21 protein-coding genes are annotated in these 18,423 nt (G+C 60.6%); 20 read left to right on the top strand and 1 reads right to left on the bottom strand.

Annotation, left to right across the window (positions count from 1 at the left end; all coding sequences use genetic code 11):
* Nucleotides 1-65: 65 nt before the first annotated feature.
* The 19 genes from LD110_RS20160 (at nucleotide 66) to LD110_RS20250 (ending at nucleotide 15,617) form a co-directional block, all read left to right on the top strand.
* The gene (locus tag LD110_RS20160) at nucleotides 66-266 is read left to right on the top strand and encodes a Flp family type IVb pilin (RefSeq protein ID WP_225501562.1); all 201 of its coding nucleotides are present in this window, start codon (nucleotides 66-68) and stop codon (nucleotides 264-266) included.
* 11 nt (nucleotides 267-277) lie between these two features.
* Entirely contained in the window at nucleotides 278-478 is a 201-nt protein-coding gene (locus LD110_RS20165; protein ID WP_225501565.1) for a Flp family type IVb pilin, read from the top strand.
* Between the two features lie 125 nt (nucleotides 479-603).
* The gene (locus LD110_RS20170) at nucleotides 604-993 is read left to right on the top strand and encodes a TadE/TadG family type IV pilus assembly protein (protein WP_225501567.1); all 390 of its coding nucleotides are present in this window, start codon (nucleotides 604-606) and stop codon (nucleotides 991-993) included.
* A complete protein-coding gene (locus LD110_RS20175) occupies nucleotides 981-1,976 on the top strand; it encodes a TadE/TadG family type IV pilus assembly protein (RefSeq protein ID WP_225501569.1) in 996 nt (331 codons plus the stop codon). Before LD110_RS20170 ends, LD110_RS20175 begins: the two co-directional genes overlap by 13 nt.
* A 15-nt stretch (nucleotides 1,977-1,991) precedes the next feature.
* Nucleotides 1,992-2,756, top strand: a complete 765-nt coding sequence (locus LD110_RS20180; RefSeq protein ID WP_225501571.1) for an RcpC/CpaB family pilus assembly protein — start codon at nucleotides 1,992-1,994, stop codon at nucleotides 2,754-2,756.
* Entirely contained in the window at nucleotides 2,753-3,958 is a 1,206-nt protein-coding gene (locus LD110_RS20185) for an AAA family ATPase (protein WP_225501573.1), read from the top strand. Before LD110_RS20180 ends, LD110_RS20185 begins: the two co-directional genes overlap by 4 nt.
* Nucleotides 3,959-4,107: 149 nt before the next feature.
* Nucleotides 4,108-5,430 carry a CpaF family protein gene (locus tag LD110_RS20190; protein WP_225501649.1) on the top strand — a complete coding sequence of 441 codons (1,323 nt, stop codon included), beginning with the start codon at nucleotides 4,108-4,110 and terminating at the stop codon, nucleotides 5,428-5,430.
* Nucleotides 5,427-6,380: a type II secretion system F family protein gene (locus tag LD110_RS20195; protein WP_225501574.1), complete on the top strand. Its 954-nt coding sequence runs from the start codon at nucleotides 5,427-5,429 to the stop codon at nucleotides 6,378-6,380. Before LD110_RS20190 ends, LD110_RS20195 begins: the two co-directional genes overlap by 4 nt.
* A gap of 10 nt (nucleotides 6,381-6,390) precedes the next feature.
* The gene (locus LD110_RS20200) at nucleotides 6,391-7,266 is read left to right on the top strand and encodes a type II secretion system F family protein (protein ID WP_225501576.1); all 876 of its coding nucleotides are present in this window, start codon (nucleotides 6,391-6,393) and stop codon (nucleotides 7,264-7,266) included.
* Entirely contained in the window at nucleotides 7,263-7,484 is a 222-nt protein-coding gene (locus LD110_RS20205) for a Flp family type IVb pilin (RefSeq protein WP_225501578.1), read from the top strand. The genes LD110_RS20200 and LD110_RS20205 overlap by 4 nt, the downstream gene beginning before the upstream one ends.
* 399 nt (nucleotides 7,485-7,883) lie before the next feature.
* Nucleotides 7,884-8,111: a Flp family type IVb pilin gene (locus LD110_RS20210; RefSeq protein ID WP_225501580.1), complete on the top strand. Its 228-nt coding sequence runs from the start codon at nucleotides 7,884-7,886 to the stop codon at nucleotides 8,109-8,111.
* Nucleotides 8,112-8,244: 133 nt separating this feature from the next.
* On the top strand, nucleotides 8,245-8,619 hold the full coding sequence (locus LD110_RS20215; RefSeq protein WP_225501584.1) for a TadE/TadG family type IV pilus assembly protein: 375 nt from the start codon (nucleotides 8,245-8,247) through the stop codon (nucleotides 8,617-8,619).
* Entirely contained in the window at nucleotides 8,607-9,656 is a 1,050-nt protein-coding gene (locus tag LD110_RS20220) for a pilus assembly protein TadG-related protein (RefSeq protein WP_225501586.1), read from the top strand. Before LD110_RS20215 ends, LD110_RS20220 begins: the two co-directional genes overlap by 13 nt.
* Nucleotides 9,657-9,704: 48 nt before the next feature.
* Nucleotides 9,705-10,475, top strand: coding sequence for a Flp pilus assembly protein CpaB (locus LD110_RS20225; protein ID WP_225501588.1), 771 nt, complete (start codon nucleotides 9,705-9,707; stop codon nucleotides 10,473-10,475).
* A complete protein-coding gene (locus tag LD110_RS20230; RefSeq protein ID WP_225501590.1) occupies nucleotides 10,472-11,686 on the top strand; it encodes an AAA family ATPase in 1,215 nt (404 codons plus the stop codon). The genes LD110_RS20225 and LD110_RS20230 overlap by 4 nt, the downstream gene beginning before the upstream one ends.
* The gene (locus tag LD110_RS20235) at nucleotides 11,687-13,195 is read left to right on the top strand and encodes a CpaF family protein (RefSeq protein ID WP_225501592.1); all 1,509 of its coding nucleotides are present in this window, start codon (nucleotides 11,687-11,689) and stop codon (nucleotides 13,193-13,195) included.
* Nucleotides 13,196-13,201: 6 nt separating this feature from the next.
* A complete protein-coding gene (locus tag LD110_RS20240) occupies nucleotides 13,202-14,134 on the top strand; it encodes a type II secretion system F family protein (RefSeq protein WP_225501594.1) in 933 nt (310 codons plus the stop codon).
* Between the two features lie 7 nt (nucleotides 14,135-14,141).
* Complete coding sequence (locus tag LD110_RS20245; protein WP_225501596.1) at nucleotides 14,142-15,026, top strand: type II secretion system F family protein; 885 nt, start codon at nucleotides 14,142-14,144, stop codon at nucleotides 15,024-15,026.
* 135 nt (nucleotides 15,027-15,161) lie between these two features.
* Nucleotides 15,162-15,617, top strand: a complete 456-nt coding sequence (locus LD110_RS20250; RefSeq protein WP_225501598.1) for an Hpt domain-containing protein — start codon at nucleotides 15,162-15,164, stop codon at nucleotides 15,615-15,617.
* Between the two features lie 21 nt (nucleotides 15,618-15,638).
* Here LD110_RS20250 and LD110_RS20255 read toward each other — a convergent pair whose 3' ends face one another.
* On the bottom strand, nucleotides 15,639-16,472 hold the full coding sequence (locus LD110_RS20255; protein WP_225501601.1) for a response regulator transcription factor: 834 nt from the start codon (nucleotides 16,470-16,472) through the stop codon (nucleotides 15,639-15,641).
* Between the two features lie 207 nt (nucleotides 16,473-16,679).
* Here LD110_RS20255 and LD110_RS20260 point away from each other — a divergent pair, with 207 nt between their 5' ends.
* Entirely contained in the window at nucleotides 16,680-18,422 is a 1,743-nt protein-coding gene (locus LD110_RS20260) for a cell wall metabolism sensor histidine kinase WalK (protein ID WP_225501603.1), read from the top strand.
* The last annotated feature ends 1 nt before the right edge of the window (nucleotide 18,423 follow it).

Genomic DNA, 18,423 nt, shown 5'->3' on the forward strand with positions numbered 1-18,423 from the left:
GCAAGCAATATGGGGGCGGCTTGGAATTCGGACATCAAATTCCAAAAATCTGGGAAGGATTTACAATGTCATCTCTCATGGTCAACATGATCGCTTTCATTGCCGGCATCAAGGACCGCTTCTCCTCCGAAAAGGGCGCAACCGCCACGGAGTACGGCCTCTTGGTCGGCCTGATCGCAATCATCATCGTCGTCGGCGTCGGCCTCTTCGGCAGGAACCTCAACGCGTTCTTCAACGGCCTGGCTGGCGTAGTCGCCACCTGGTAAGGGGATTCACAATGTCGTCGCTCATGGTCAACATGGTCGCTTTCATTGCCGGCATCAAGGACCGCTTCTCCTCCGAAAAGGGCGCAACCGCCACGGAGTACGGCCTCCTGGTCGGCCTGATCGCAATCATCATCGTCGTCGGTGTCGGCGCCTTTGGTCAGAACCTCAACACGTTCTTCAATGGCCTCGCCGGTGTAGTCGCCACCTGGTAAATCACGCTTCTAGCCAGTTCCTGTGCCGCGTCCGCCCCGCGCGGACGCGGCACATTTCTTTTTTCGGCTCTGAACATCATCTCGAGCCAGCCACTCACCAAGCTGCTCACTCCTCTGGGGGAACAATGACCCGCAGCAAGCACAAAAAGCGCAGGGAACGCGGCGCCGTCGCCGTGGAATTCGCCCTCGTGGCTCCCATCCTGTTGCTGATCGTCGTCGCAATCGTCGAATTCTCACACGCATATAACCTGCAAATTTCCGTGACCCAGGCGGCCCGCGAAGCGGCCAGAAACATGGCCATTCACAACAGCGCCTCTCAGGCATCCGCCGCGGGCGCTGCCGGCGCCCCCGGCGTGCCACTTTCTAGTGGCAACTTCAGTTATTCCGCGGGCGGCTGCAACACCGCAGGTTCAACAGTCACCGCAACCGTGGCCTACAACACTGCCTCATTAACAGGCTTCTTCGGTTCGACGGTCAGCGTCACAGGAAAGGCGGCAATGCAATGCGGTGGGTAAAGCGCAGACTGACTGACAACCCGGAACGTGGCGCTGCCGGCGTCATGGTTGCAGTCATGCTCCTGGTTCTCATCGGGGCCGGCGCAATGGCTGTGGATGTGGGAGAGATATATTCCGAGCGGGCAGAACTGCAGAACGGTGCAGACGCCGGAGCCCTTTCGGCTGCGTCGCTCTGCTCGAAAACTACCGGCTGCACCCAAGCAAGTGCCAACAGTGCGGCCAACACTTATGCGAACGCGAACGCCAAGGATTCTGCGTCCAACGTCCAATCGGTTGATCTCAGCGTTGCTGGCCAAGTGACGGTTGTGACGTCAACCAAGGACGGCACGTCAAACGCTGGCTTCCTTCGGAAGATGTTCGCCAGTGCCCTCAATACTCCGAACGTCACCGTTGGCGCAAAAGCTACCGCCTCATGGTTCTACCCAACGTCCGGCGTATCGATCCTCCCCCTGACATTCGCCACGTGTGAATTCAAGGATGATGGACTGCCACACAAGATACTGACCCAGGGCGGTGGATCGGGAGCCCTGGACTGCAATGGACGGAATCCATCCAACCAGATCATTCCGGGCGGCTTCGCCTGGCTGCAGCCCACAGGCAACACTGGCTGCAATGTGACGGCAACGGTAGGTCAGTGGTACCCGACCAGCACAGGCGCCTCAATGCCCAACGGCTGCGACATCATGTTCAACTCTTCGCTCGTTGGCAAAACGGTTGCGATCCCTGTCTATGCCTACACCTGTACAGGCATTCTCTCGCCCTGCACTGGTAGCAGCGTCAAATACATGATCCAGAAATGGGCAGGTTTCAAGGTCCAGGGCTGGCGATTCTCCGGCAACACCTACGATCCGACGAATGTGTTCACCACTAGCGAGAAGGGCCTGTACGGCACCTTCGTGGGCTACTCGGCAGATCCAAGTCTCTTCTCGGGTGGGACCACCACCCCTAACGGCAACGTGGTTGTCGTGAAACTCATCAACTAACCATTCACCGAAGGGGTGACCACATTGAAAACACGCCTACTGGGAGGCATCGCTGCGCTGGTCGTAGCCATCATCGGAACTGTCATGCTCATCCTTTACGTCCAGGGCGCGGACAAGCGTGCAATGGCAAATACTGAGACGCAGGACGTTTACGTTGTCCAAAAGGACATTCCCGCCGGGACCAGCGTCTCAAAGTTTGGAGACTCTGTTGCAAAGAAGGCAGTGCCCAAATCGGCCATCGCTGAAAACAGCGTCAGCAACCTTTCAGAGCTAGGAAGCAAGGTCTCGGCCATCGAGTTCAAACCGGGCGAACAGCTGCTGCAAACCCGATTGGTGGAAACCAGCGCCCTTCTGGGACCTGGTCGCATCGAGGTTCCCACAGGCCTGCAGGAAGTCACGGTTAAGCTGGGTATCGACCGCGTTGTTGGCGGAGCCCTTTCGGCCGGTGACACCGTTGGCGTTCTGCTATCTTTCGCCGGGGATGACAAGGCTAACGCTCCAGCCCAGACACAGCTGACTTACCACAAGGTCCTCGTAACTGCTGTCCAGACCAGTACTGGCGACGCCAAGACAACGAGCCAGTCATCCGGTGACGGAGCCCTCAGCGGCAAGCAGGCGAGCGGTGGGGGCGACTTCCTGGTTACTCTTGCCAGGCCTTCTGCGGATGTCGAGCGGATCGTTTTTGCCGCCGAATACGGAAAGGTCTACCTGACCAAAGAACCCGCCAACGCCACTGAAGGCAACACCGGAGTGGTCGATCGCACCAAGGTATACCGATGAGCCGCTTCGTCCTCATTACTCCTGACAGCGACTTCGAGCGGCGAGTCCGCTCGGCGACCGCCGGCATGAGCGGAAGCCTGCAGTGGTTCCAGGCTGATTACTTGCCCGATGGACCCGCAGACATCCTCAGCCAGCTGCTCGGCGAGCCGCCAGAGGTTCTCATCCTCGGCCCCGGCCTGGACGTTGGAGAGTCACTGAAGCACGCCGCGCTGATGGACCTTCAGTACCCGGAGATCAGCGTTGTCCTTGCCGCTGAACAGACACAGGAATTGATCCTCAATGCCATGCGCTCGGGCGTTCGGGACATCCTGGCGCCCACGGCAGAGGCCGACACAATTCGAATCATGGTGGAACGCGCTGCGCTAGCGGCTGCAGGCCGGCGCCGCGGACTCGCCCCTAATACGGCTGAGTCGCCGAACCAGGCCATGGGGGGAAGGATCGTGGCCGTCATGTCGCCCAAGGGCGGCGTCGGGAAGACCACTGTAGCCACGAATCTTGCGATTGGCCTGGGAACCATTGCTCCGATGGGCGTGGTGATCGTCGACCTGGATCTCCAGTTCGGCGACGTCGCCAGCGGCTTGCTACTGGATCCCCAACACACAATCACTGATGCTGTCCAGGGGCCGGCAACCCAAGACTCCATGGTGCTCAAGACGTACCTCACCATGCACAAGGCCAGTATCTACGCACTGTGTGCGCCAAAGAATCCCGTTGACATCGACAGGATTACCGGGGACCAGGTTGGCCGATTGCTGGATCAGCTCCGCAAGGAGTTCCAGTATGTCGTGATCGACACAGCTCCTGGATTAGGTGAGCACGTCCTGGCAGCGTTGGAGCGGGCGACGGACGCTGTATGGGTTTGCGGCATGGACATCCCAAGTATCCGAGGCCTGCGCACTGGTCTGCAGATTCTCGAACAGCTCGACTTGCTTCCAGAGAACCGTCACGTGGTCCTCAACATGGCCGACGCGAAAAGTGGTCTTGGGTTAACCGATGTGGAAGCAAGTATTGGGGTTCCTGTGGACGTCGCGATTCCTCGTTCGCGGACACTTCCGTTTTCCACGAACAAGGGCGTCCCGCTGCTGCAGGACAACAGCCGAGATATTGCCCAGAAAGGGCTACGACAACTGGTTGACAGGTTCAGGCCTAACTGGGATGCCCGAACCCACAAGCAACTACACAGAAGGGCGGTGGTCCGGTGAACCTCTCACGGAGACTCGGATACCTACATAACGAGGACGGCCAGGCTGGGGGCCCGGACATCGCTCCTCAGGACGGGAAAAAGGTCAGTGCGGCATCCACGCTGAGCCAAATCCAGGAAGCTAAGGCAGCCGAAGCTGCCTCCACCCCGTTGACAACCGAAGATGGTGCCGCAAACGGGCAGTCGAGCGGGGCGCTGTCCGACCTCAAGGAGCGCGTAAGCCAACTCCTTTATGAACGCCTCGGCAATAGGGTGTCCGACTCAAGCATCAATGAGGAAGAGCTACACCAGTTTGTTAAGGATGAGCTCAAAATTGTGGTGGATGAGGAACAAGTGCCTCTGACCCCATCTGAAAGGCAGCGGCTGATCTCCGAGATCATCGACGATGTCTTGGGCCATGGCCCCATCCAGCGCTTCCTTGATGACCCGGAGATTACCGAAGTCATGGTCAACCGGCATGACAGCATCTACGTAGAGCGCTACGGCACCATCTACAAGACTGATGCTCGGTTCTCTGACGACGACGCCCTCCGGAAAGTGATCGAACGGATAGTCTCGCGCGTCGGGCGTCGCATCGATGAATCGTCCCCGCTGGTGGACGCACGTTTGGCGGATGGCTCCCGTGTCAACGCCATCATCCCGCCACTCGCCGTTAATGGTCCTTCACTCACTATCCGCAAGTTCGCCCGCGAGGCGCTCACCGTGAACAAGCTCATTGAGTTTGGCAGTCTCTCCCCTGAGATGGCCGAGTTGCTCAGGGCCTGTGTCCTGGCGAGGATGAACATCATTGTGTCGGGCGGTACCGGTACCGGAAAGACGACGTTGCTGAACGTGCTGTCGTCCTTCATCCCCGCGGCAGACCGCATCGTCACCATCGAGGATGCGGTAGAGCTACAGCTTCAGCAGGAGCATGTTGTGCGCTTGGAGAGCCGGCCAGCCAACATCGAAGGCCGCGGCGAGGTCACCATTCGCGACCTTGTAAGGAACTCGCTCCGTATGCGGCCCGACCGAATCGTCGTCGGTGAAGTGCGCGGCGGCGAGTCGCTTGACATGCTGCAGGCTATGAACACAGGCCACGACGGCTCCATCTCCACGGTCCACGCCAACTCGCCGCGTGACGCCGTTGCCCGTCTGGAAACCCTGGTACTCATGGCTGGGATGGATCTTCCGCTAAGGGCCATCCGGGAGCAGGTGGCCTCTGCAGTGAACCTCATTGTTCACATCACGCGTCTTCGTGACGGCACCCGCCGCGTAACGCACATCACCGAGGTCCAAGGAATGGAAGGCGACATCGTCACCCTCCAAGACGCCTTTGTCTTCGATTACTCAGCCGGCGTGGACGCCAACGGACGCTTCCTCGGGAAGCCAATTCCAACAGGCGTCCGTCCACGGTTCACGGACCGGTTCGCGGAACTCGGCATCCCGATCTCACCTGCCGTTTTCGGCGCCCATATGGCGGGAGGTCGGCGATGAAGATCGGCGCGTTGTTCCCGTTCCTCCTGCCAATAGGGCTTGCACTCGTGTACATAGCCCTGGGCGTGTTCTTTTGGGTGGTCTTCAAGTCACGCAGGACCATCGCATTGGATCGCCGCCGGCCTGACGCGCCAATCCACAACTCGGCACTAACCCGGCTCACGGAAACGGCTATCGACGTAATCGATTCGCGGATACAGCCCCGGACAGGTGGTCTCCTCTCCCGTCCGCGCCTGGACGCTGCGGGGTTGAAAAAGCAGCCCGCCGACTATCTCTTGATGGGCGGGATCGTAGTGGTGCTCGCATCCGTGGTTGGTTTCCTTGTGGGAGGCATCTTCTTCCTGCTCCTCATGGGCGGCATCGCCGCGTTGGCCCTGGTGCTGATTTTGAATTTGCTGACGTCACGCCGACAGGCGAAGTTCGACGAGCAAGTGCCCGACACGCTCCAGATGCTTACAGGTGGCATGCGGGCTGGCCATAGCCTCCTTCGTGCCATCGACGCCTCAGCGAAGGAAAGTGAAGCTCCCATGTCCGAGGAACTCGCTCGAATCGTTAATGAGACCCGAATTGGCCGTGACCTAGGTGAATCCCTCATTGAGGTGTCAGTACGAACCCGGAACGAGGACTTCAGCTGGATCGCCCAGGCAATTGAAATCCACCGCGAAGTCGGCGGTGACCTTGCGGAGGTCCTCGACCATGTTGGCGAGACAATCCGAGACCGGAATCAGATTCGACGGCAGGTGCGGGCGCTCAGCGCTGAAGGCCGTGTGTCCGCGCTGGTACTCATCTCGTTGCCGATCTTCATGTTCGTTGCCCTTCTATTCATCAACCCCACGTATGCCCAGACGTTCACCTCCACCATTCCGGGGTACCTGATGATCGCCGCGGCAGTAATCATGCTCAGCCTTGGCGCCTTCTGGCTGAGCCGTCTAATCAAGCCAAAGTACTGAGGAGGACGCCATGCAACCCATTGCCTATGCCGCGATGCTCGCCATTGTGGCGCCCGTGAGCTGGATGGTCTGGCTGGTAGTCACCGGAGACCGGGCAGGGCTTCAAAACATCCGCCAAAACCTGGGTCAACGCAAGGCTGCGGCAGCCCAGAACCTGCCATTATCACAGCGCTATTCGGAGTTCTCCCGTCAACTCGCGCCGGCTGGCTACGTCGGATGGCTCGACCAACAACTGGCCGGCGCGGGACGCCCGAAAGAATGGCCGCTGGGCCGTGTCCTTATGATCAAGCCACTTCTGGCGTTGGCAGGGGCTATCGTCGGGATCTTGATCATCATCGGTGATCCCGCACCGCTGAAAGTGTTGATCGCCCTCGCAGCTGTTGCCTTCGCCTATTTCGCGCCGGACCTGATCATCCGTTCCACGGCGCAAAAGCGCCGGGAAGCCATCCGTCTGGAATTGCCAAATTCCTTGGACCAAATGTTGATTGCTGTCCAGGCTGGCTTGGGCTTCGAAGCAGCAATGGCCCGAGCAGCACAGAACGGGCGCGGGCCCCTGGCAGATGAATTCATTAGAACTCTGCAGGATATTCAGGTGGGTCGTACGCGAAAGGAAGCCTACCTGGCAATGGCGGAGCGCATCGACGTTCCCGATGTCCGGAGCTTCATTCGGGCAGTTGTCCAGGCCGATGCCTACGGAATTGCAATCGCGAAGGTCTTGAAGGCCCAGGCCGAGGAAATGCGTCTGAAGCGTAAGCAAAGAGCGGAAGAGCACGCCATGAAGATCCCGGTGAAGATCCTTTTCCCACTGATCTTCTGCATCTTCCCGACGTTGTTCATCATTCTCATGGGCCCCGCGGTCATGGGCATTATCAAGGCATTCTCATGAAAGCGGCGGCAGCCTTGGAAAAGATGTCGGCTTGGGTAAAGGCCGTCGTAGGCCGCGCCCTGACAGCCGAACGAGGAGCAGTTGCCACGGAATACGGCATCTTGACTGGCCTCATCGCGATCGTCTTAGTGGCCGGCGTGGGACTTTTTGGAACAGCCCTCAGCAGCTACTTCAATTACCTCGTAACTGGCGTCAGGACAGCCCTCGGAATTCCATAGACGCAGAGTGTGAGTTCCCACAGACTGGGCCACCGCCGGTACCCAGAGCCGGCGGTGTTCCCAACAGGCCCTCTTCCGGTACCCAGAGCCGGAAGAGGGCCATCTAAGTTCATCCAGCCCTCAGCAATGAATCTCATGCCCCGAACCTCAAGGTTCGGGGCATTTTTTGCGCCACAAATGCGCCACAAACGCACAAAATCCGGAGTAAACCCTCAAGACTTCCACCCGAGAAACCTCAAGAAAACCACAAGAACACCACAAGAAAAGCGCAGCTTGCCAAGGCTTCCCACAGGATGTCCCTAACTCCCAACCACAGCGGGAAAACCGGCCCTACCTTTATTTCAGCGCTGGTGAACGGGCCAGCCGCCCCCAACAAAACTCGCTCAGGAGTCAATAAAAATGCTTACCACCCTCTCCACCCTCGCAACCCGCTTTACCCGCAACGAAAAGGGCGCCACCGCCGTCGAATACGGCATCATGGTGGGCCTCATCGCCGTCGTGATCATCGTGGCTGTCACTTTGCTCGGTACGACTCTCCAGGACTTGTTCGTTCAGGTTCAGTGTTCCGTCAGCGGTGGCACCTACACCGCAGGTGCAGCCGGCGCCGCCGGCACCTGCGCACCGTAAGGAACGCGCATCAACAAAGCCTGTCCGCTGGGGGCAGGCAGGGCACGGCAGTAGTGGCGGCGGCCCAAAGGGTCGCCGCCACAGCCTTGGGGGGCTGCCGTACCAACGAACTACAGACTGGTCAGGGAGAAAAATGCGCAGGGACAAAGAACGCGGAGCCGTGGCGGTTGAATTCGCCATCGTTGCCCCGATCCTCGTCCTGTTGCTCATGGGCATCATGGAATACGGCCGCGCCTATAACGCCCAGGTCTCCCTTACCAATGCCGCCCGCGAAGGCGTCCGCGTGATGGCCGTCAACAACAACCAGACCACGGCAAAGACAGCAGCCAAGAACGCGGCCGTCTCCCTCTCCCCCGCCCTGACCGACAGCAACATCGCCTTCAGCGCTGCCAGCTGCACCACCGGCGCCCAGATGACGGTGACCATCACCTACTCGCTCAGCACCCTGACCGGCATAGCCGGTCCCTTCACCATGAAAGGCAAGGGGGTCATGCTGTGCGGCGGCTGATAAACCTGCTAAAGGACAACAAGAACGACGGCGAGCGCGGCGGTGTGATTGTCATTGTCGCCATTGCGATGGTGGTCCTGTTGGGCTTCACCGCCATAGCAGTGGACGTCGGCATGCTCTATTCCGAAAAAGCCCAGCTAAAGAATGGTTCCGATGCGGCGGCGCTCGCCATCGCCCAGAAGTGCGCCAAGAATTCTTTGGACACCGACTGCACCACATCCTCCACCCTCGCCAAGACCATCGCCAACGGAAACGCTGTAGATGGTCTGAGCAACATCAAGTCGGTGGCACTCGACAAGACGAACAGAACCGTCACGGTGACGGCGGGCGCCCAGGAACAGGGGCACGCGGCCAACAGCGTGTCACTCAAATTTGCCCAGATCTTCGGCATGGAAAGTGCGGAAGTCACCACGGCCTCCACCGTCCAATGGGGCAGCCCCACAGCTGGTCCGGTTATCTTTCCGCTGGTCTTCTCGGTGTGCCAGGTCAACGGAATGGTGGACGGCGCTACGCAGCGAATCCAAAACCACACCTCGGGCAACAATGCGTCGTGCAACCTTGGGCCGGCCGGTAAGACCGTTCCCGGCGGGTTCGCCTGGATCACCCAGAATCCCGGAAGCTGCGGCGGCAGCGTCGATATCGACGTCAACAAGAGCGTCGGCGAAACCGGTGGTGACGCACCTTCAAACTGCGCCGGCATTGCGGGTCAATGGGCGGCGGAACTGACAGCGGGCAGGCCAGTCGTCGTTCTCTTTCCCGTCTACAACGACGTGATCGGTACCGGCAATAGCGCCTCCTACGATCTGGTGGCCTTCGCGGCCTTCAGCGTCAAGGGCTGGAAATTCGCTTCCGGAAACGGCACTAATGCCGCCCTGATTTTCCATAACACCAATAACGATGTGGGGAGCTCCCTTGCCTGCACCGGCAGCTGCCGCGGCATCATCGGAAGTTTCGTCAAATATGTGTCCCTCGCGGACGGCTACAAGCTCGGCCCCGTCAGCCCTTACGGCGCAACCGTCGTGAAATTTAGTAGCTGATTCCACAATGCACCAAACCCCAACACCAGCATTACAGGAGAAAAAGTCATGAAGTCACGCCTGATCGCCGGCCTGGCAGCGGTGCTGCTCGCCGTCGTCGGAGCCGTGCTGACTTTCGGCTACGCCCAAGGCGCCGATCAGCGCGCCGTCAAGAACCTCGACCCCGTGGCGGTGCTGGTCGTCAAGAAGGCCATCCCCGCCGGGACTCCGGTGGAGTCCATCAAGTCCTCGGTGGCCACCGAACAGCTGCCGGGCACCGCCGTCGCGAAATCCGCCCTGAAGACCCTCGACGGACAGGATGGCAAGGTGACCTCAGCCGACCTTGTGGTCGGCGAGCAACTGGTGTCGGAGCGTCTGGTGGCCCAGTCCGAACTCAAGACGCCGGGCTCCGTGACCGTCCCGAAGGGCCTTCTGGAAGTGTCCTTCCAGGTGGAGCCGCAACGCATCATCGGCGGCCGGCTTAGCCCGGGAGAGCACGTCGGCATCTTCATCTCCATGGAAAAGGGCGGCATCGAGGCAAAGGCGGACAAGGAAACCACCCAGCTTTCCATCCGCAAGGCCCTGGTTACCGCCGTCCAGCGGGCACCTGAAGCCGCCACGGCGAAAGCGAAGTCAGGTACGCAATCAAACTCCGGCCAGGAGCAACAGGACACCACCCTCCCCACTGGCTCGCTGCTGGTGACGGTCGCGGTGTCCGACGCCGAGGCCTCCAAGATCGTTTTCGCCGCCGAATACGCCAGCATCTGGGTCGGCAAGGAACAAACCGACAGCTCAGACAACCACCCCGGTATCATCCAGCGCAGTGAGGTTTACCGATGAGCCGCTTCATCCTCATCACGCCGAGCACCGAGTTCGACGCCCAGCTCCGTCAGGCCGTCGCCGGACTCCAGGGCAGCGTGCGGACGTTCGCCACGGACATGCTGCCCGACGATCCCCAGCAACTCCTGGCACCCTCCCCTGTCGCCACCCCGGCGGAGCCGGCCGCAGAAATGCTTGAGGTTGTTGTCCTGGGTCCCGGGCTGCGGGTGGACGATGCCCTGCGCTTCGCCACGGTGCTGGACGTGTGCTGGCCCGAGGTCAGCGTAGTCCTGGTAGCCGAATCGGAGCCTTCCCTGGTCCTGCAGGCCATGCGCTCCGGTGTCCGCGAAATCCTGAGCCAAGGCTCGGACCCTGCACAGGTGCGCGTCCTGCTTGAGCGTGCCTGCCAGTACCACGCAAGCCGACGCCGGACCTCCGCGCCCGCCTCTTCGGAGACCGGCAGGGGCAAGGTGATCGGTGTCTTCTCCCCCAAGGGCGGAGTCGGCAAGACCACCATCGCCACCAACCTCGCCGTGGGACTGGGTCGCATCACTCCCATGCGCGTTTGCATTGTGGACCTGGACCTGCAGTTCGGCGACGTTGCCTCCGCCCTTTACCTCAACCCGGAGCACACAGTCACCGACGCCGTCACTCCGGCGGCCAGCCGTGACCCGCTGGTGCTGAAGGCGTTCCTTACCGTACACCCGGCTGGCTTTTACGCCATCTGCGCCCCGGACAACCCCGTGGACGCGGACAACATCACGCCCGAACAGATTGGCCACCTGCTCACCCAGCTCGCCGATGAGTTCGACTACGTTGTGGTGGACACTGCGCCCGGCCTTCCCGAAGTGGGACTGGCCGCGTTGGAAAAGTGCACCGACGCCATCTGGGTCAGCGGAATGGATGTCCCGGGCGCCCGTGGCCTTCGCTCCGGCCTTGGCATCCTGCGCCAACTGGACCTGCTTCCGGAAAACCGACACATGGTCCTCAACATGGCCGACTCGAAGGTCGGGCTCACGGTGGAGGACCTCGAGTCAACCATCGGGGCACCAGTGGACATCAGCATTCCGCGCTCCCGCGCCATCGCCCTATCGACCAACCGCGGCATCCCCCTGCTGCAGGACCAACGCAAGGATCCTGCCGCGAAATGCCTCCACGGCCTGGTCCAGCGCTTCCATCCGGACTGGCACTCCACGCCAGCCAGGAAACTGCATCGAAGGGTGGTCATCTAAGTGAAACTGTCAGACCGCATCCAAGCAGCGCAGCCCCAGCCTGCCGCTGCGGAGACGGCACCCACGAGCGCAGCCCCTGTTGCAGTACTCGAGCGCGAGGCGCCTTTTGACGCCGTCGGCGCCGAATCGCCGTCGTACTTTGACGTCTCGGAAAGCCCGACGGCGGTACGCGCCAAAGCGGGCCAGCCGGTGGACGCTTTTGCCACCCTTAAGCAGCGCGCCGCTACGGCGCTCTTCGAACGGATGGGCGCCCGGTTCAACGACTCCGCTGCCACTGAACTGGAACTCCGGACTCTTGCGCGCGAGGAACTGAGCCGATTCATCGATGCTGAGCAGGTGCCGCTGTCGCCCGAGGAGCGGATCAGGCTGGTCCGCGACGTGGCCGACGACGTCCTGGGGTACGGTCCGTTGCAGCGGCTCCTGGACGACAACGACATCACCGAAATCATGGTCAACCGCATGGACCAGATTTATGTGGAACGGAAGGGCAAGCTCACCCTGACGGACTCCCGGTTCAGCTCGGAAGAGCATCTGCGGAAGGTCATCGAACGTATCGTCTCGCGCGTTGGCCGCCGAATCGACGAGTCCTCACCGTTGGTTGACGCACGCCTTGAAGACGGTTCCCGCGTGAACGCGGTGATCCCGCCGCTGGCAGTCGGTGGCTCCTCGCTGACCATCCGTAAATTCAGCAAAGTGCCCCTGACGGTCCGGAACCTGATCGACTTCGGAACGTTGACTCCGGAAATGGCTGAACTGCTCAACGCGTGCGTCAAGGCGAAGCTGAACATCATCGTCTCCGGCGGTACAGGTACGGGAAAGACCACGCTGCTCAACGTCCTATCCTCCTTCCTGCCCGCCACCGAACGGATCGTCACTATTGAGGACGCCGTGGAACTGCAGATCCAGCAGGAACACGTGGTGCGTTTGGAGAGCCGGCCGCCCAACACGGAGGGAAAGGGCGAGATCACCATCCGCGACCTGCTGCGGAACTCCCTCCGCATGCGTCCGGACCGCATTGTGGTTGGTGAGGTCCGTGGCGGCGAATCGCTGGACATGCTGCAGGCCATGAACACCGGCCACGACGGTTCCCTGTCCACGGTGCACTCGAACTCTCCCCGGGACGCCATTGCACGTTTGGAAACCCTGGTGCTGATGGCGGGCATGGACCTTCCGTTGCGTGCCATCCGGGAACAGATTGCCTCCGCCGTGAACCTGATTGTCCAGATTTCCCGCCTGCGCGATGGCAGCCGCCGCATTACGCACGTCACCGAAGTCCAGGGGATGGAAGGCGAGATCGTCACCCTCCAGGACGCGTTCGTCTTCGACTACGCCGCGGGTGTGGACAGCCACGGCCGCTTCCTGGGCAAGCCCGTCGCCACGGGCATTCGCCCACGGTTCATCGACCGTTTCGAAGACATGGGCATCCATGTGTCGCCCAGGGTGTTTGCTACCCCACAACCCAACGTCACACAGCCCAACTCCTCGCATTCCAACCTTGAAAGGCCGTGACAGACAATGATGCTGGCTGTCGGTACCGTGCTCTTCCTTGCGGCCGCCGTCCTGTTTGGTGTCGCCTTCGTGATCCCGCGCTCTCCTGCTGTCCCGCTTGACCGGCGGCGGCCGTTCGAGCTTGACCAGACCTCAACGTTCACGCGCCTGGCGGGTTCCACGGTCCAAGCGCTCGACCGCCAACTGGCTGGCGGCAAGCTGCGCTGGTTCAACCAGGAGGCCTTGGAGAAGGCCGGGCTGCGGATGAAGCAGGCCGAGTTCCTGGCGCTGGTAGTTTCAGGGGCAGTGGTTCTGGCTTTGGCCGGTCTCATCGTGGCAGGCCCGGTGCTGGCCGTGGTGCTGGCCCTGCTGGCTCCGTTGCTAGGGCAGCTGGTGCTGTCCTTCCTGGCGGGCCGCCGTCGTTCTGCCTTCGACGAGCAGCTTGGCGATACCTTGCAGCTCCTGTCCGGAGGTTTGCGTGCAGGCCACAGTGTGCTGCGGGCAATCGACGCCGCAGCCGCCGAATCCCAGAGCCCCACCTCCGAAGAAATGCGCCGCGTGATCACGGAAACGAGCCTTGGCAGGGACCTGCTTGCGTCCCTCAACGACACTGCTTTGCGGATGAAAAACGAGGACTTCGTCTGGGTTGCCCAGGCTATCCAGATCAACCGGGAGGTGGGTGGCAACCTTGCCGAGGTCCTCGACCAGGTGAACGAAACCATCCGGGAACGGGCCGAAATCAAGGGCCACATCAAAGCCCTTGCCGCGGAGGGCAAGTTCTCCGCTTACATCCTGATCGCGCTGCCGATTGGCATCGTCGTCATGCTGCTGATGGTTAACCCGAAGTACATGGACGTGATGTTCACCCATCCCCTTGGTTGGGCAATGATCATCGCTTCGCTTGTGCTGATGACCATCGGAAGCCTGTGGATGCGCAAGATTATCAACCTGAAGTTCTGAGTGGACAATGAATCCCTTGATGCTTGCCTGCCTCCTGCTGGTATCCGTTCCGATCGGCTACCTAAGCTGGTCCCTTCTCATCGTCGACCGCCGTGGACGCAAGGCCACCCAGGCGCTCCTGACCCGGGGTCAGGACGTCGTCGCCGTGCCACGCAAGGCGCCCGGGCAGCTGTTGTCAACGCTGGGTCGGGCGCTCACGCCACCGGCCTACGTTCGCTGGCTCGACCGTATGCTCTCCCTCGCTGGGCGGCCCACAGCGTGGCCCCTGGGACGCGTACTCGTCGCCAAGCCACTCCTGGGCGTCATCGGTGCATCGCTGGGCGTGCTGATCGGTTCAAGCAACAAGGCACCGATCATCAAAATCGTGGCCATCTTTGTGTTCCTGCTCGGCTATTTCCTGCTGGACCTGCTGATCTACAGCAAAAGTATGGAACGCCAAAAGGCCATACGACTGGAACTCGCAAATACCCTAGATCAGATGCTGATTTCCGTAGAAGCCGGCCTCGGGTTTGAAGGCGCGATGGCGCGGGCCGGAGAAAACGGTAAAGGTCCCCTGGCCGAGGAACTGGTCCGGACCCTTCAGGACATGCAGGTAGGCCGCAGCCGCAAGGAGTCCTACCTAGCCTTGGCGGAGCGCACCAACATTCCAGAGCTGCGCAGTTTTGTCCAAGCAGTGGTTCAGGCCGACACCTATGGAATTGCAATCGGCAGGGTCCTTCGCGTCCAAGCCAAGGTCATGCGCGTAAAGCGGCGTCAGCGGGCCGAGGAAAAAGCCATGAAACTTCCCGTTGCCATTCTTTTCCCGCTGCTGTTCTTCATCTTCCCGGTCCTGTTTATCGCAATTCTTGGACCGGCAGTCATTAATACCGTGGTTCAGTTCAGCGGCCAGTAGGAGGTGGCCGTGCTTCACTCCGCAAACCAGCATCGCATTACCCGCTTTGCCAATGACTATCAAGGAAGGCTCAAAGTTTACACAGGATACGCCCGAGATCGGTTTTTTCCTCCGTTCAGAAAGTAGCCTTATTCCATGTCCCTTCCAGGCGCTGAGCTCAGCAGCGAATTCTCGGATCCCGATGACTCGTCACCGGCTGCCGTTGCTGCGCCCGCGCCTGCTGCGCCTGATGGAGCACCCCCCTTGCTTGACCTCACCGCAATCCAGACCCTGGAAGACCAGCTGGATAATCCCTTGACTGCACGTGCATTTGTCCTTGGCTTCACGCAATTGTGGGAGAAGCGTTTCAAGGCCCTCGCCACGGCGATCGCCAACCACGATTCCGTCGCGGCCTTGGAAGCGATCCTAAGCGTCCGGACGTCCGCCGCCATGGTGGGTGGCGTCCAGTTAGCCCATCTCGCTGCGACCGTCGAGGACGTTGTTCGCACCCGTGACGTCCAACAGGCCGGAACCATGCTCGCTCGACTCGATGACTGTGGCAGGGCCACTGTGGCTGAACTGCAGTCCAGCTACGTCCTGCGAAACGCCTGACCGCCGCTCTCCGCCCAAGGCCTACTCAAGGTCCGGCCTCTTGGGGGCCAACCTGTACCCCACTCCCCTAATGGTTTGTAGCCAACGCGGTGACTGCGGATCTTCCCGGAGTTTCCTGCGCAAATTGCCAATGTGGGTCTCAACTGCACGTTCATCGGCGTCGCTGATATAGCTGTCGTCGCGGTAATGCTCTCCCCTGGCTGCCCGGACAAGATCGGCACGGGTACGGACTTCGCCGCCAGCCCGGACGATGTCCAACAGCAGGTCGAATTCACTTCGCGTCAGGATCAGGTGCTTGCCGTTGAGGAGCACAACGCGGGACTTGTAGTTCAGGACCAGCCCGTTGTGCTTAATCACGGCCTCTTCGGTCCCCGCGGCCGAACTACCTTGGGCCGAGGATTCGAAGCGGCCCTGAAATATGGATGATTGCGCAACACCTGCCGGTGGCGGGACGCTGCCCCCCGTGGCCGCAAGAGGTACCGCGTGCCGCGGCCTGCGCATCATGGCATTGATCCTGGCGCGGAGTTCCCGGGGCAGGAAGGGTTTGGTGACAAAATCATCCGCCCCCGTGTGGAAAGCGGTGAGGGTTTCAGGCTCCTCGTTGCGGGCCGTCAACATCACCACATAGGCGTCGCTGAATTGCCGGATACGCCTCAGGACCTCGTACCCGTCGATATCGGGCAAACCCACGTCCAAGGTAATCACCGCGGCCTGTTGTTGTCGGACCATTTCGACGCCTTCGCGCCCATTGGAAGCTGAATAAACCTCGAATCCGGCTTCCTTCAGGACAGCATCCACTAAGTTCCGAACATCGTCGTCGTCTTCGATAACAACAGCAACCCCATTCTCGCTCATGGTTATCCTCGCGTCCGGTGGCCCGCACATCGCCCAGCGCAAATGCGCAAAGCTTCACCCGAATACTTAGGCTACAATCCATAAACGCAGTTGGCACCTAATTCGCACCCAAAAAGTGGGAATGAAGTTCACGGTGAGCAGCTGCGTTAGTAAAACCTTGCTAATTTTCTGGGTGCACTTCTTCGTCCTGAGGGCATAATTGGCTTCATGCCGAGGTTTCCAACGAAGCAAGCGACGGATTCAGTCTCCGAACTGTCCGAAGATATGGGCATTAACAGCGAGCAGATGATGGTTCGCGATGCCCGTCGTTTCTACAGGCATTTAGGACCACGCGGGCAGGTTGCCCTGTCCCAATCCCCCTTGACCCTTTTCATCGCGATCGTGGTTGTCTCTGCGCCGTGGGCCTGGCCGGGTCTTCTGGAGAACGCCTTCTTCGTGGCCACCATCGCCTTTCATGCCGCAATATTCCTGGCTTGCTTCCTGGTTCCATGGGAGCGCTTGAGGCCTAACCTGTGGCTGGTTATTCCGCTCCTCGATCTATTTGCTCTCTTCCTTACCCGGACCGCATCCCTGAATGTCATTCCGGGCCTTGCATTGTTGGTCATGTTCCCCGTCATCTGGCTGTCCGCCTCCGGGCTGCACGCGCGGACCAGTATCGTCATCAGCATTGTGGGCCCCCTGGTCATATCCCTGCCTGCCCTCGTCCAGCACCTACCGAACCCAACGCCGTCGGATATCACCAGCCTGCTGGTGCTGCCGTTGATGATGCTGGCAATTTCCCTGGCGATCCACTTCGCCAGCGCCAACATTCGGCTACATCAGAAGCGCATCGAACAAAAGGACAAGAGGCTGGGCGAACTGCTGGCAGAAAGCCGCGACCGTGAACGACTCCTGAATGCGATCCTGGACACCGTCGACGTCGGCATCGTCGCCTTGGGACCGGACGGCACCACGCTGCTGACCAACACCAAGCAGGAGTCATTCAATAAGGCCGCCGCTACACAGGCTGGCGGAAGTGTGGCGGACGAGCCTCGGCAACTTCTCTTCAGCCAGGATCGCCACTCCCCACTACCCGCTGAAAAGCGCCCCCTCCGGCGTGCCGCCAACGGCGAAAACTTTGCCAACTACCTCGTCTGGATGGGCCAAGGGCCCGGACAGCGCGCTTTTTTCACCGCCTCTAGGGGCATGGACCCAGAGGCCGACGACGGCTTCGGAGGCGCCGTCGTCGTCTACAGTGACGTGACAGACGTCATCGAGGCGCTGACGGCCAAAGAGGAACTTGTCTCCAATGTGTCCCACGAATTCGGATCTCCACTGACATCCATCCTCGGCAATCTGGATCTGGTTTTGTCCAACCCCGAGGGCATAGGCCCAGCCGCCCTGGACCGCCTCGAAGTCGCCCAGCGCAACGCTGAGCGGCTACGGGCCCTGGTATCTGACTTGCTTCTCTCCGCATCGGCCGTACTGAACGTCCGCCCGCGGCAGACCGACCTCGCCGGGCTCATCCACAACAGCGTGGGATCAGCACAGGCCCAGGCGGATGCTGCCAACGTCCAACTGGTCACCGATGTACCTGTGCCCCTGTGGGCCTCTGCCGACCCCCTCAGGATGGCCCAGGCCTTGGACAATGTGGTGTCCAACGCCATCAAGTACTCGCCGAACGGTGGCGTGGTGACCGTAAGTGCCGCCACGAAGGGAGACCGGGTTCAGGTGCAGGTAAAGGACACCGGCATGGGCCTCAACCCGGATGACGCGGCCAAGATCTTCACGCGTTTTTATCGCTCGGGCGCCGCGCGAAAAGCCGCTATCCCCGGCGCCGGCCTCGGACTATCGATCACCAAGACCATCTTGGAGCGCCACGGAGGAAGCATCACGTGCGACAGCACACCCGGCAAGGGAAGCACGTTCACGCTCACCCTGCCCGTCAGCACCGCCACCGCTGAAACCTGAC

Origin of the sequence: Arthrobacter sp. M4 (assembly GCF_020251205.1) — a bacterium.
In the GTDB taxonomy this organism is placed as follows: Bacteria; Actinomycetota; Actinomycetes; order Actinomycetales; family Micrococcaceae; genus Arthrobacter.